The sequence below is a fragment of the Vibrio ponticus genome, assembly GCF_009938225.1.
Lineage (GTDB): Bacteria > Pseudomonadota > Gammaproteobacteria > Enterobacterales > Vibrionaceae > Vibrio > Vibrio ponticus.
Genome location: NZ_AP019657.1, coordinates 2,080,271 through 2,094,901 on the forward strand (window position 1 = coordinate 2,080,271; position 14,631 = coordinate 2,094,901).

13 protein-coding genes are annotated in these 14,631 nt (G+C 45.4%); 6 read left to right on the forward strand and 7 right to left on the reverse strand.

Features of this window, described 5'->3' with window-relative positions:
• Positions 1-14: 14 nt before the first annotated feature.
• Both flgM and GZN30_RS09195 read left to right on the forward strand, forming a co-directional pair.
• Positions 15-329 carry a flagellar biosynthesis anti-sigma factor FlgM gene (flgM, locus tag GZN30_RS09190; RefSeq protein WP_075651548.1) on the forward strand — a complete coding sequence of 105 codons (315 nt, stop codon included), beginning with the start codon at positions 15-17 and terminating at the stop codon, positions 327-329.
• 12 nt (positions 330-341) lie between these two features.
• A complete protein-coding gene (locus GZN30_RS09195; protein WP_075651550.1) occupies positions 342-767 on the forward strand; it encodes a flagella synthesis protein FlgN in 426 nt (141 codons plus the stop codon).
• Positions 768-834: 67 nt separating this feature from the next.
• Here the strand turns inward: GZN30_RS09195 and flgP are convergent, their stop codons facing one another.
• Together flgP and GZN30_RS09205 are read right to left on the reverse strand one after the other, a co-directional pair.
• Positions 835-1,266, reverse strand: coding sequence for a flagellar assembly lipoprotein FlgP (gene flgP / locus GZN30_RS09200; protein WP_075651552.1), 432 nt, complete (start codon positions 1,264-1,266; stop codon positions 835-837).
• A gap of 8 nt (positions 1,267-1,274) precedes the next feature.
• On the reverse strand, positions 1,275-1,910 hold the full coding sequence (locus GZN30_RS09205) for a FlgO family outer membrane protein (protein ID WP_075651554.1): 636 nt from the start codon (positions 1,908-1,910) through the stop codon (positions 1,275-1,277).
• Positions 1,911-2,071: 161 nt separating this feature from the next.
• Here GZN30_RS09205 and GZN30_RS09210 point away from each other — a divergent pair, with 161 nt between their 5' ends.
• Positions 2,072-3,208 carry a flagellar assembly protein FlgT gene (locus GZN30_RS09210; RefSeq protein ID WP_075651556.1) on the forward strand — a complete coding sequence of 379 codons (1,137 nt, stop codon included), beginning with the start codon at positions 2,072-2,074 and terminating at the stop codon, positions 3,206-3,208.
• 458 nt (positions 3,209-3,666) lie between these two features.
• Complete coding sequence (locus GZN30_RS09215; RefSeq protein ID WP_075651558.1) at positions 3,667-4,173, forward strand: Fe3+-citrate ABC transporter substrate-binding protein; 507 nt, start codon at positions 3,667-3,669, stop codon at positions 4,171-4,173.
• Positions 4,174-4,276: 103 nt separating this feature from the next.
• Here GZN30_RS09215 and GZN30_RS09220 read toward each other — a convergent pair whose 3' ends face one another.
• Positions 4,277-5,239 carry an OmpA family protein gene (locus GZN30_RS09220; RefSeq protein WP_075651560.1) on the reverse strand — a complete coding sequence of 321 codons (963 nt, stop codon included), beginning with the start codon at positions 5,237-5,239 and terminating at the stop codon, positions 4,277-4,279.
• A gap of 361 nt (positions 5,240-5,600) precedes the next feature.
• The gene (gene gltX / locus GZN30_RS09225) at positions 5,601-7,025 is read right to left on the reverse strand and encodes a glutamate--tRNA ligase (RefSeq protein ID WP_075651562.1); all 1,425 of its coding nucleotides are present in this window, start codon (positions 7,023-7,025) and stop codon (positions 5,601-5,603) included.
• 222 nt (positions 7,026-7,247) lie between these two features.
• Here gltX and GZN30_RS09230 point away from each other — a divergent pair, with 222 nt between their 5' ends.
• Positions 7,248-9,953 (forward strand): heavy metal translocating P-type ATPase, encoded by a 2,706-nt coding sequence (locus tag GZN30_RS09230; RefSeq protein ID WP_075651564.1) that lies wholly within the window; start codon positions 7,248-7,250, stop codon positions 9,951-9,953.
• An 8-nt stretch (positions 9,954-9,961) separates the two neighbouring features.
• A complete protein-coding gene (locus tag GZN30_RS09235) occupies positions 9,962-10,405 on the forward strand; it encodes a DUF411 domain-containing protein (RefSeq protein WP_075651566.1) in 444 nt (147 codons plus the stop codon).
• Between the two features lie 55 nt (positions 10,406-10,460).
• Here the strand turns inward: GZN30_RS09235 and hemH are convergent, their stop codons facing one another.
• The 3 genes from hemH to htpG form a co-directional block, all read right to left on the reverse strand.
• Positions 10,461-11,423, reverse strand: coding sequence for a ferrochelatase (hemH, locus tag GZN30_RS09240; RefSeq protein ID WP_075651568.1), 963 nt, complete (start codon positions 11,421-11,423; stop codon positions 10,461-10,463).
• 149 nt (positions 11,424-11,572) lie between these two features.
• Entirely contained in the window at positions 11,573-12,217 is a 645-nt protein-coding gene (adk, locus tag GZN30_RS09245; RefSeq protein ID WP_075651570.1) for an adenylate kinase, read from the reverse strand.
• 311 nt (positions 12,218-12,528) lie between these two features.
• Positions 12,529-14,433, reverse strand: a complete 1,905-nt coding sequence (gene htpG, locus GZN30_RS09250) for a molecular chaperone HtpG (RefSeq protein WP_075651572.1) — start codon at positions 14,431-14,433, stop codon at positions 12,529-12,531.
• Positions 14,434-14,631: the final 198 nt, after the last annotated feature.

Below are 14,631 nucleotides of genomic sequence, written 5' to 3' on the forward strand. Positions count from 1 at the left end.
AAAAGGCTTTCTACATGGCAGGTATAGACAACATACGCGCAGGGCAAACGCTCACAACGAGTACCCGCAGCGCATCACGCAGTTACGATAATTCGTCATCTCCGGTGAGTACTGGTAAAACAAACCATGTACAGCAAGATGCGGTCTCTCTGAGTTCTGAAGGCAAAGCGGTCGACGCGATGCATAAACAAATGGTCAGTCAGCCAAGCTTTGATCAAGCCAAAGTGGCGGCAATCAAAGAGGCGATCAGCAACGGCTCTTATACCGTTGATGCGGAAAGACTGGCAGATAATATGCTTAAGTTCGAAAAGGAACTGGGTGGATTTTAACTGAGAGGTTGAATGGCAGCGTTAAAAGGCTTAGTTGAGTTTCAGCTAAAAAATGCCAATGAGCTTTCTGATATTTTGCAGAAAGAACAAGTTGCTATCGCGCAACGAATTTCTAAAGATATTGAAACTGTCGCTTTGCAGAAAAATACTTTAGTCGCGCAATTGCAAACTACGGATGAAAGGATCGCTCGTCACCCGGACGTAGAAAGCCTAAAGACCGACCCTGAACTGCATCCTATGGTTGAGCAAATCCGCACTATTATCACCCATTGTCAGCAAGTCAATGACGTGAATGGTCAAGCACTGCAAAGAGCGCAATTGAGTTTCAATAAGTTGAATAACTTAATGAAACAAACCCAAGGGAAATCAGGCATGACCTACACTGCCAAAGGTCATACTAATAATGTGTCTACCCTTGGCACCAATCTTAAAGCCTAAAAATATTCTAAAGAAAAGCGGCAATCACAATTGCCGCTTTTTTGTATCTAGAGATCAGAAAGAATAATTAAAACAGGGTCTGTTGTCGCTTTTCTGGCACTTGTTGTACTTCACCATAGTCACGCAGTTTATTCATTTTCTGAATATCCAGGCGTAATTCAGTCACATAAGTGTCGCCAACTTTGTAACTGCGTACCACCTCTGCGCCGCGGATCACGCCGTCTACTGCGCCAGATGTCAATTCCGTGCCTAAACGTTGATCTTTAAGATCAGCACGCCCACTCACTCGCATCCCGTACACTTGTTCTGCCAGTTCACGGTATGCATCAATTTTCGAAGCGCGCATCGCACGTACTTGCTTTTCTTCAACATCGCGACCTTTCTGTTCACTGATGCTGGCATAACCCACCGCAGACAACCAATCATCTGGGCGCATTTGGCTTAAGGGCTGACAGCCAACCATTGCAATTGAGACAATTAATAACAGTAACTTTTTCATCTCAACTCCTAGGGACGAAGAATAACAGTATATGGTTGACGAATGGTTGGGTCAGAGCGAATCAAAACACCATCTTGTGTACGGATACTATTGAGCGTATCTAAGTCTCGACCGATACGATCAGCAGGCAAGAAACCTTGCGCGGTTGCTACCACGATGCGTGACTGCATACCCACGACTCGTGCATTCACCAATACACCACCTTCTTGACGCAACATTGTGCCTGTTAACACATACTGAATATCTTGCTCTTTTGCCAAATCTTTCCAGTCGCGACTAAAGGCAAAGTCACCTTGTTGCGTCACTTGAATACTACCTGTGGTTTTATAGTCCACCACTTTAAAGCCGCGACGCTGAAATTGATGAATAAACCCTTCCGATACCGTATTCCCCAACCAGTTTGTCGCATCCATATTCTGTAGATCAACAAATGAGGTCACGGCGATTGGAGTGCGAGCTGAGACGCTCGTATTCGATAACACCAAATCCTCGGTCATACTCTCAACAAAAAAGTCCAACGTGTGGCGTGGGCTATCCATTAGCATAAACTGACTGCCAGGATACGGTTCTTTACCATTATAAATTGGGGAGTAGGCACACGCTGTGAGAAACAGCGCAGGCACTAACGCAAACCATTTTTTCATTCTCTAATCTCCGATACATTTAGGCACTGGCATTCCATTTCTATCTCTCTTTCAAAAGTGGAACGCTCCTTGCTTTTCTAACTGTGCAATCTATTAGAAAATCAATGCCAAAATCCGCTATGATTCTCAAAGCAAAAACTGTACCGAGTTGGTAATACACTATGAAAAAATCGATCTTCAGTCTCTCTTTAAGCCTAGTGCTGAGCCTAGCTTCTACGCTCTCACACGCTGCTTGGTATGAAGTGACTGGTATGGCAACCGTTGTTGCCTCTGAAGATGCGGCACGTATTCATGCGCTAGAAGACGCTATTTATAAAGCGGTGAACTTCTCTGGCGCAGATATTGGCAGTATCGCTAATTTACGTCCGCTACTGGAAGATGGTCGTAAGGAGTATCAGTTTACCAACCATGAAGTTCGCTACATCCTCGTTGAACAACAAAAGATCTATAACGATGTCATGTTCGTTAAAGCACGCATTGATATTTATCCATCGGCAACAGGTTGCCACGTTGATCAATATAAAAAGACGTTTCTGGTCGGCAACATTGACCTCGATTCACCTCAGCAAGCGGTAATGGGACAAATTTATAGCCTCGGCGACGACTTTGCCCAAGTAATCAACCGACAGTTAGATCAAGAGTCCACCAGCTTTGTCTCTGTCGGCACCACAGACTATGAAATCAGCAAGCGTTATCCTGAGCGTCTTAAGATGATTGCCGAAGATACCGGTGCGCAATACATTATCGGTGGCAATATTACCGACTTAACCGCGACGATTGAGCAAAACTTGCTGAAAGCAGATGTAATCAACCGTCAGTTTGCCATGGAACTCACGGTGTTTGACGGTAAGACAGGAAGCGAAGTGTACACTCGTAACTACCGCGAAGTTGCCCGCTGGCCTTTCCCAAAAACCAGCCAAGTGGATACCCGCAGTGCTCGCTTTTGGGCTTCTACCTATGGTGAGATGATGTTGCGCGTGAGTCGTAACGTGATGCTCGATTTAGAATCCGAAGTCTCCTGTAAGATCACGCTGCCAGAGATTATCGCTAAATGGGGTAACACCATAACCATGAATCTTGGTCGTCTTCATGGTGTACACGAAGGCGATAAACTACAGCTTTGGCATACCGGCTCATTTATTGATCAGCGCGGCTTGCCACGCAATAAGGTGAGCGAAACCGATATCACGCTGACAGTCTCTCGCGTCTATGAAAGTGAAGCGGAGCTGACCGTGGATCAGCCAGAGCTAGCCAACAGCATTCAAATTGGCGATGTGATGCATAAGATCATCCATTAAGTAAACACAACGTCACGACGCTCTATCATTGAACAGTAGCCTCTCCAATGGGGAGGCTTACCTACCTATAAGCAACCTACTGACTATTTTGCCTTAGCGCTCAGCAATGCTTATAAATCCTGTTTATCATTTCTCGCCACGCTACTGCCACAAATAAACAGCGTTTCTTCCTTGAATAAATTCCATCACAAGTTAAGCGTGAATTATTTGGTGATAACCAACGACTGATTGCGCGAATTCTATACTTGAAGTTATGGTTATTCAGAGGCTAAATTACGAGGGACTTCACTATTAATCTGAGTAATGAAGATAATTCTATCGACAAGATAAAATGTGAGTCAGGCAGATTCTTGGGCAAGAATTTTCCCGATGAACTATGTTTATTGAGACACTGCACTTTCAAATCTGGTAACAATTGCTTACTCTTTAACTAATAACAAATATATCAAATAAGAACTATGCCAAAGAGCAATTTAACAACAAACACCGGACACCGGTTTATTTCCAAAGCTAAGACTGCCTACAAAATTCATATTCACACCCCGGAAGATACCGTGCTGCATCGTTCTGTCGGTTTTATCAAATTGGGGGAGAAGAAAGGTCTGCAAAAAGCCATCAAGCTCCGCAATGAGCTTGGCAGTGAGATGTGGGGAAAATTTTGGCGCCGCTTGCTTAAAGATCCCTACCTAATGACCCGCCTGCCCCACTCATTGGAACCGAAAATCATCTATAAGCCCCGCCCGACTAAGGACAACCCAGACGCTAAAGATGAATGCTATATCGCGGCTTGGCGAAATTATGATGAAAATGGCAAGTTAATCTATAAAAGCGTAGTTTGCTCAATCAACAAGCACGGACGGTTAGCTGCCTATAGCAAGACCAAAAAAGCACTGCTTGAGGCGAATAAAGATAATCTCGAAATCCTCGAGTTTATGGGCAGATTAAGCAGTATTGACCTGAAATAATACCTCTCAGATAACGTAGCCATTATGATGCACTACAAATAACAAAGCCTTGGTAAACCAAGGCTTTGTCGCTATATCGAGTTTAATGACTCTGCGATATCAATTACTGCTCTACTGTGTACTCAAACTCAGGAACAGAGATCTCTACGCGACGGTTTTGCGAACGACCTTCGCTCGTTTCGTTACTTGCGATTGGGTTATTCTCACCTTCACCGCTTACTGTCATACGATTTGAATCAATGCCACGGTCAGCCAGTACTGCCGCAACAGACTGGGCACGTTTTTCAGACAGTTTTTGGTTGTACTCAGCGGCACCTGAAGAGTCAGTGTAACCAACGATCTCAACTTGAGCTTGTGGATACTGGTTTAGTAGTTGTACTAGCTCGTCCAGTTTAGACTCGCTGCCTGGCTTAAGCTTGCTGCTATTCAGCGCAAAGGTTTCGGTATCTAGTAGGGTTGCATCAAAAGTTTTGGTCATGACAACGGTTTCAACCACTTCTTCAACCATCACTTCTTCTTCAACAACTGGCTCAGGCTGAGCTTCATCGTTACCGCCAAAGCTGTAAGCAAAACCAATCGATGCTGTGTTGGCAAAAGCACGAGTAATGTCATTGTTAATATCAGTCAGAGCTTGATATTCAACGCGTACTTTACCGTTTTCCATCACATCAAATTCAACACCTAGTGCGCCAAGGAAAGACTCGTCACTCTCGTCGCCGTAGTTAACGTATGCACCACCAAACTTACCGTACACATCTACTGCGTCAGTCAAACCAAACGTGAGTTTTGGTGCCAGAGTAAATGCATCCACGCTGTCATCATTCAGACCCGCTGCAGTAAATTTACCTAGGTAGTCCCAACCCGCTTCTAGTGCTAGGAAGTCATTAAATTCGTAACCACCGAAGATACCGCCTGATGCAGAATCGTCATCACTACACGCTTGACCTGCTACGCACTCATCGTTGAGCCATGAGTAACCGGCTTTTGCACCAAGGTATGGCGCTGCGTTTGCTGCACCTGCTGTCATCGCAAGCGTTGCTGAAATTACCACTGCTAGTTTTTTCATGTTTAAATCCTTCATCCACTGTCTTATAGTTTGTTATCCATCATCTCTGCCATTACTCCCGTACCAAACGCGTCGAAAATGACACCTAAACGGTTTGCTCCGAATTTCAGAACGAGAAAAATGCTAGGATGATCACAGTCTTATTATCGCTGAAACAAAAACAAATTTCTGTTTCATAAGTGAAAAATAACATTACCCCACGGTTATAACGAATATGTGATCGCATTTCTTTGCAACTATTTGCAATCAACAAGGTTAAACGTAGAACAATAAGTTACGAAATGCCAAAAATACGCAGCGCAAAAAAAACCGCAGCTCAATAGCTGCGGTCTCTGTCACTAAATTCGCGAGTTAGAATGAATTACGCGTTTGCTTCACGCTCAGCGATAAACTCTAGTGCCATCTTGATGCGAGCAACACAACGCTCTTGACCAACAAGCTGCATTACAGCATCAACTGATGGAGATTGACCACCGCCAGTCACTGCTACACGTAGTGGCATGCCGATTTTACCCATACCGATGTCTAGATCTGCACACACGTCTGCGATCATTTGGTGAAGGTTTTCAGTCGTCCATTCTGTGATTGCTTCTACTTTTGCCAGTGCCGCTTCTAGTGGCTCTTTAGCCACGCCGCGTAGGTGCTTCTTCGCTGCGCCAGCTTCAAACTCAGAGAAATCTTCGTAGAAGTAACGGATTTGCTCAGCAAGCTCTACTAGCGTGTTACAACGCTCGCCTACTAGCTTGATCACTTCAGTAATTGCTGGACCGTTGTCTTTGTTGATACCTTGTTGATCAAGGTGCCATTGTAGGTGTTTCGCTACATACTCAGGCTCAGAGGTCTTGATGTAATGGTTGTTCAACCAAAGTAGCTTATCAGTGTTAAATGCAGACGCTGATTTAGAGATTGCATTTAGGCTGAAGAACTCAATCATCTCTTCTTGAGAGAAGATTTCTTGGTCGCCATGAGACCAACCTAGACGCACTAGGTAGTTATTTAGTGCTTCTGGTAGGTAACCCATATCACGGTATTGCATTACAGATACCGCGCCGTGACGTTTAGACAGTTTTGCACCGTCATCGCCAAGGATCATTGCACAGTGAGCGAATGTTGGTACTGGTGCACCTAGCGCTTCGTAAATGTTGATTTGACGAGGCGTGTTGTTGATATGGTCTTCACCACGGATTACGTGCGTGATACCCATATCCCAGTCATCAACTACTACACAGAAGTTGTATGTTGGCGCGCCATCAGTACGACGGATGATAAGATCATCCATTTGCGTGTTGCTGATTTCGATACGACCACGGATTTGGTCTTCGAATACAACGCTGCCTTCTTTCGGGTTACGGAAACGGATAACGCATGGATCGCCATCTTTTGCCGCTTCGTTCGCTGCTTTGATCTTTGGATGATTCGCATCGTAACGCGCCATCTCTTTGTTCGCTTCTTGCTCTGCGCGAACTTCGTCTAGCAGCTCTTTAGATGCGTAACATTTGTAAGCTTTGTCTTGTGCCAGTAGCACATCAACCATTTCGTTGTAACGGTCAAAACGTTGAGTTTGGAAGTAAGGACCTTCGTTCCACTCAAGACCTAGCCATTCCATACCTTCCATGATCGCATCAACCGCTTCTTGAGAGTTACGCTCAAGATCCGTGTCTTCGATACGTAGAACGAATTCACCTTTGTTGTGTTTAGCATATAGCCAAGAATATAGTGCTGTACGAGCACCACCTACGTGAAGGTAGCCTGTTGGGCTTGGTGCAAAACGAGTTTTAACCGTCATGTAAAATACCTTGATTGTCTAAATGACTGCACTAGAGAATTTCAGTGCCAAAATTGGGCGTTATTTTATACGCAAGTGCGCCTGCGTGCTAGGGTGTCACCATGTTTTTTACTCAAGACACTCCTCAACAAGAAGTGAAGCCATAAAATCCTGCCACAAAGCCTTGACCTTGCCCTTGAGGGAAGGTTTATCCTCAATCACAGTAATTATTGAGGATTGGCGATGAACACATTCGATATACCACTACAGGGTTTAAACTGTATGGGCTGTGCACGCAAAGTGGAAAAACAGCTCAATGACCATCTTGACGTGACGATATTGGATCTTTCGCCGACCTCAATCAGTCTAAAATCAGAGGCTTCATTTCATGCCATTGCTGAACAAATAGAATCATTAGGTTATCACGCAGGTGTACATAAACAGTTTGCCCTTAGCGGGCTCAACTGTGGTAAGTGCGTCAAGAAACTCACCGACCACCTTGCCAACAACGATGCGATAAGCAATCTATCGGTGAGCAAAACCGAGCTTTCACTTTACACCTTACTCTCTGATCAACGCATCATCGAGTTGGTTGCTGAAGTTGGCTATCAAGCCTCAATTGAGCCCCTAAATAGAGAGTTTGAACAATCCGCTAAGCCTGAAATAGCACAAGACAATCATAGCCTAGCGAACAACGATGCCACTGCAACTACCGTGAGCAGCATCAATTTACTCATCAGCGGTATGACTTGTGCCAGTTGCGTATCATCGGTAGAAAAAACCTTACTTGCGGTTGACGGTGTCAGCAAAGCACAAGTCAACCTAGCCGAGCAAAGTGCGATTGTGTTTACCACTGACACCGAGCTTAGTTCGCAAGCGCTGATCCAGGCAGTGGCGAACGCTGGCTATAGCGCACAAATCATTGATGATCCTAAGACTCAGCAGCAAAAACAGTTAGAGCAACAACAGCAAATTCAAGCTCACCACAAACGCAGCGCCTGGATTGGACTCGCCGTGGGCGGACCTTTGATGGCATGGGGTGTGTTCGGCGGTAATATGATGATCCGCAATAGCAGCGATCAATGGGTTTGGGGGTTAATTGGCGTGATTTGCTTATGGCTGCTGGCGACGGCTGGTCGCAGCTTTTTCACCAACGCTTGGCTCGCACTAAAACACGGTCGTGCCACCATGGACACGCTCGTGGCATTAGGCACCGGTGCAGCATGGCTGTTTTCAATGCTGATCGTGCTACTACCAGATTGGTTTCCAGCTGCATCTCGCCATGTTTATTTTGAAGCCAGCGCCATGATCATCGGTTTGATCTCGCTGGGTCACTATATTGAGGCGAAAGCCAAAGCCAACACCACTCGCTCATTGCAAGCGCTGATCGACCTACAGCCCAAATCAGCAACATTAGTCACCGACAGTGGCGACCAAGAGATTGCCGTAGAACTGATTGAACAAGGGATGCATTTGCGCATTAAACCGGGTGAAAAAGTACCTGTTGATGGTCTAGTTATCACCGGGCATTCGTACATTGACGAGTCGATGCTCACTGGTGAGCCGATGCCCGTTGATAAGCAAGTCGATAGCGAAGTCTCTGCCGGCACGCTTAACCAAGACGGCAGCTTAGTGATTCAAGCCACCAGCGTCGGGCACGATACCATGTTGGCGCGCATTATCAGTTTGGTACGCCAAGCACAAAGCAGCAAACCGGCTATCGCCAAACTTGCCGACCAAATTTCAGCGGTCTTTGTCCCGGTCGTAGTGGTAATTGCGATTGTCGCCGCATTAGTTTGGTATGCCGTCGGTCCTGATCCCAAAGCAAGTTACATGTTAGTCGTGGCAACCACGGTACTGATCATCGCTTGTCCTTGTGCTTTAGGCTTAGCAACGCCACTCTCTGTCACTGTTGGGGTGGGTAAAGCGGCTGAAATGGGTATCTTGATCCGAGATGCAGATGTACTGCAATCGGCGAGTAAACTGGATTGTGTGGTGTTTGATAAAACAGGCACACTGACGCAAGGCGCTCCGAGTGTCGAGCAGGTCTTTGCCATTAATGATGATCAACACAGCTTACTATCCCTAGCAGCCAGCTTAGAGCAACACTCCGAGCACCCACTGGCAAAAGCGATTGTCGAGCAAGCCAAACTTCAAGGTGCACCGCTAGTTAGCGTCGATAATTTCGATAATATGCGCGGTCGTGGCGTACGAGCCGAATGGCAGGGGCAACAAATCTCTGTCATCTCACTACCGTATGCACAAAACATTGGTATTGACCTCAAACCATTTGCTACAGAACTGCAACAATGCCAAAACAATGCTTGGACAACCGTTATTGTAACTAAAGGTGACATTGCGCAAGGTGTGATTGCTATTGCTGACCCAATTAAATATGATGCCGCCGCCGCAATTTCAGCACTCAAATCAATGGGCATCACGCCTGTGATGTTAACGGGTGATAACCAAACTGTTGCCGACGCGATTGCTACGCAGCTCGGTATTGAACAGGTTATCGCTCAGGTCCTTCCTGATGAAAAAGCGAACCATATTCAAAAGCTCAAAGCGCAGGGATTAACCGTCGCCATGATTGGCGACGGGGTAAATGATGCGCCAGCTTTGGCGCTTGCCGATATTGGTATCGCGATGGGCAGCGGCAGTGACGTCGCCATCGAGAGTGCGCAAATGACACTATTGAACTCGTCACCACTGGCGGTCGTAAAAGCTATCGAGCTGTCTAAAGCGACCGTGAAAAATATGAAACAGAATTTGTTTGGAGCGTTTATTTATAACTCTCTAGGCATTCCAATTGCTGCCGGTGTTTTATATCCAGCATTTGGCTTTTTACTCAGCCCGGTAGTGGCGGGAGCAGCAATGGCACTCTCATCAATTACTGTGGTGAGCAATGCAAACCGACTACGATTATTTGAAACGACGCATCGTTCCTAGAGGTATCTATGACTCTTAAAACTATTACTTTTGCTCTACTGATGGGTACAACAGCAAGCGCTTGGGCTGCAGATGTCATCAACCACAAATCCCCTTACTGTGGTTGCTGTACTGAGTGGACTAAGCATATGCAAGATGCAGGCTTCACAGTAGAAGAGAAGCTGCATGATGATATGAATGCAGTAAAACAGAAGCTAGGTTTAGATCTTAAACTGGCATCTTGCCACACCGCAGAAATTGGTGGCTTTGTATTTGAAGGTCATATCCCTGCAGACGATATCAAAGCCTTCCTAGCCAATCCGCCAAAGAATGCGAAAGGTCTTGCAGTACCAGGGATGCCAATGGGCTCACCAGGTATGGAATATGGCAACGAGAAAGACTCGTACTCAGTCTACGCCTACAATGAGCGTGGTCAGGTATTTGAATACCGCCACTACCAAGGCAACCGCTAATAAAATCAAGCCTCGCAATTGCGAGGCTTTTTTATCTCTGTAATCTTGCCGCTTACTAGCGATGCTGGTTAACTAACTCAACCATCATATCTATATGGAGCTGATCCTCATTTAGGCATGGAATAAAGTTAAAGCTCTCGCCACCATGTTCTTTGAACAGTTCTTGCACTTCGCCAGAGATCTCTTCTAGCGTCTCTAAACAGTCAGCGGCGAACGCGGGTGTCATAATGTCGAGCGACTTAATGCCTTTGCCTGGCAACGTTTCAATCGTCTTATCGGTATAAGGCTGTAGCCACTCTTCTCGACCAAAACGCGATTGGTAGGTCATGCCAATTTGATCGTCATTCAGCCCAAGTTCTTGCTGCAGTAATTTCGTGGTTTGCTCACAGTGCTGCGGATAAACATCCCCATTATCAGCATAACGCTTCGGAATGCCGTGATACGAACAAACCAAATACTCAGACTGTCCTTTCTCTTGCCAAGAGCGACGAACACTCTCTGCCAGTGCTTTAATATACAAAGGGTGATCGTGATAATCACGAATAAAGCGATACGCTGGGATCTCAGCCATTTGCTTAAAGGCTAGTGTCAGTGCATCTGACACTGCGGCGGTGGTCGTGGCTGAATACTGTGGGTAAAGCGGCAGTACAATCACTTCTTCAACACCTTGTTCCACCAGGCGAGTGACTCCAGATAGCACACTTGGATTGCCATAAGTCATACCAAGTGCCACAGGAATATCAAGCTGCTCGGCAAGTTTAGCCGCTTGTCTTTGTGAATAGACCATCAATGGCGAACCCTCGTCCATCCACACCGATTGATAAAGCTTTGCCACTTTAGGCGCACGGATAGGTAAAATGATGCCATGTAAGACCGGGCACCATAGCCAACGCGTTGTATCCACCACACGTTTGTCATGAAGAAATTGGCTTAAAAAGCGCTTAACTGCTGGTGCAGTCGGCTCATCGGGTGTACCTAGGTTGACCAGCAATACGCCTTGTTTTTTATTTTTGTTCATTGCATCCCATCAATTTAGTTGGCCAAGCTGTTGCTTACGCAATACCGAAAATTTTAGTTCAGTATTGGCATGACTTTTTTACTTGAGCAGAAAAGAAAAAGCGACCCTAAGGTCGCTTCTACTATAGCAATTTTTTCTCAGTGAGAGAATTAAGCGAGTGCTTTCTCGATGTCTGCACTTACTTCAGCAACTTGCTTAGTACCATCGAATTTAAGGTACTTAGTGTTGCCTGCTTCTGCTTCTTTACCGTAGTAAGAGATAAGTGGCGCAGTTTGCTCATGGTAAACGCCTAGACGAGCACGTACTGTCTCTTCTTTGTCGTCATCACGAACTACTAGGTCTTCACCTGTTACGTCATCTTTACCTTCAACTTTAGGTGGGTTGTACACTACGTGGTAAGTACGACCTGAAGGAAGGTGAGCACGACGACCAGCCATACGCTCAACGATTACGCTGTCCGCTACATCAAACTCGATAACGTAGTCTACGTTTACGCCCATCTCTTTTAGGCCATCAGCCTGAGGAATTGTGCGTGGGAAACCATCTAGTAGGAAACCTTTCTCACAGTCATCTTGAGCGATACGCTCTTTGATTAGACCAAGGATGATTTCATCCGATACTAGCTGACCAGCGTCGATTACAGCTTTAGCTTGTTTGCCAAGTTCTGTACCCGCTTTGATAGCTGCACGTAGCATGTCACCAGTAGAGATTTGTGGAATACCGTATTTTTCCATGATGAAGTTTGCTTGCGTGCCTTTACCTGCACCTGGAGCACCTAGAAGAATGATGCGCATGATTTATCCTCTTTAAGATTAGAAATTTATACCGAAGCTCACAATCCGACGACTATGCCATTGCAAACGGTAAGTTTCGGTATATCACCATCAGATTGGGGTTGGCGAGTTAAGAAACTCGCGGTATTTCTCATATTCAAGTCGCAGATTCTAACATAATTTGTCGTTTCTTCGACTCAAATAAGACTAAAGAATGCGATTTGCTTGACCAGCATAGGTCAAGCTTTGCATAACTGGTCAAATCAAAACATTTTGACCATTTTTAAAATAAAAAGCCCGCAAGATGCGAGCTTTTCATCGATTTTAGCGCATTAGCCCTTAGTCAAAAGCGTATTAATTGCACCAAGGAATTGAGATGGATCTTGTAGTGAACCGCGCTCAGCCAACATTGCTTGGCCAAGTAGCACTTCAACCCAGCGACCAAATGCTACTTCGTCAGCTTCATCAGCCATACGTTTCACTAGCTCGTGCTCTGGGTTAATTTCTAAGATGTATTTCACTTCTGGTACCGCTTGACCGGCTGCTTCCAACAGCTTCGCCATTTGAGTACCCATTTCAAAGTCATCCGTCACCACAACCGCAGGGGTGGTTGCAAGCTTAAAGGTAGTACGCACTTCTTTTACTCGGTCACCCAAGTACTCTTTGGTGCGCTCAACCACAGATTTAAACTCTTCTTCGGTCTCTTTTTGCTTCTCTTTCTCAGCTTCGTCTTCAAACTTACTCAGATCCAGACCCGCTTTAGTGATCGATTGGAATTGCTTGCCATCAAACTCGGTTAAGTAGTTCATCAGCCACTCATCGATGCGATCAAACATCAGCACCACTTCAATGCCTTTTGCTTTGAACTGCTCCAAGTGTGGGCTGTTTTTCGCTGCCGCGTAGCTATCTGCCGTCAAGTAGTAGATCTTATCTTGACCTTCTTTCATACGTTCAACGTAAGACGCTAGGCTGATGGTCTGCTCTTCTGAATCGACTTCTGTTGAAGCAAAGCGCAGTAGTCCTGCGACTTTTTCTTTGTTCGCATGATCTTCCGCCGGACCTTCTTTCAATACCAAACCAAACTCTTTCCAGAATGATTGATATTTCTCTTCATCATTTTTCGCCATGCGCTCAAGCATTGTTAGCACACGCTTAGTACAAGCATTGCGCAGCGATTGAGTGACTTTATTGTCTTGAAGAATTTCGCGCGATACGTTAAGTGGCAAATCATTTGAGTCGATTAAACCACGTACAAAGCGCAGGTATGACGGCATAAACTGTTCTGCGTCATCCATAATAAATACGCGCTGCACGTAAAGTTTTAGACCTGATTTATGGTCACGGTTGAACATATCCCACGGCGCTTTTGCTGGAATGTAGAGCAAGCTCGTGTAATCGTTCTTACCTTCAACTCGGTTGTGACTCCACACCAGTGGATCAGCAAAGTCGTGTGAGACGTGTTTGTAGAACTCTTGGTATTCTTCGTCGCTGATGTCTGACTTATTACGCGTCCAAAGTGCTTGAGCTTTGTTGATCTGCTCCCACTTCTTGTTACCCGTTTCTTTGCCTTCTTCATCACGCTCAGCAGTTTGAATCGACACAGGGATACCAATATGATCAGAATATTTACTGATCACATCACGTAGACGCCATTCATTGAGGAATTCTTTACCTTCTTCGCGCATATGCAGCACGATATCGGTACCACGCGATTCTTTGCGGATATCTTCGATGGTGTATTCACCCTCACCCGCCGAGTGCCATTGCACCGCTTGATCTGCGTTCAAGCCAGCCGCACGTGTACGTACTGTGACAGCGTCCGCGACAATAAATGCCGAGTAGAAGCCAACACCAAACTGACCAATCAGTTGAGAATCTTTGCTTTGGTCTTCCGATAATTTTGAGAAAAATTCAGCCGTGCCTGACTTCGCAATGGTGCCAAGATGTTCAATCACATCTTCACGGCTCATACCGATACCGTTGTCGGAAATAGTTAGCGTGTTTGCCGCTTCATCGAAAGCGAGCTTTACACCTAAATCCGCATCACCTTGGTAAAGGTCAGGGTTTGATAGAGCTTGGAAGCGCAATTTATCTGACGCATCCGAAGCATTAGAAATCAGCTCACGTAAAAATATCTCTTTATTTGAGTACAGTGAGTGGATCATTAAGTGAAGCAGCTGTTTTACTTCGGACTGAAAGCCGCGAGTTTCTTTATTTTGAGTGGCAGTTTCGCTCATGTTTACTCCATAACATCTATACTTATCAAACCTCTATCATATGTTTGGTAAGAGGTTTATATGATGACTGCTACATAACATGTGGGTGACAAATGTAAAATCAAGGTCAAGAATTATAAAAACAATGTTTTTTTGATTTTAGATTGTCTATCCTGCCCGCAAAACATATCAAATGAGTCGGTACATTTTATAAAAATG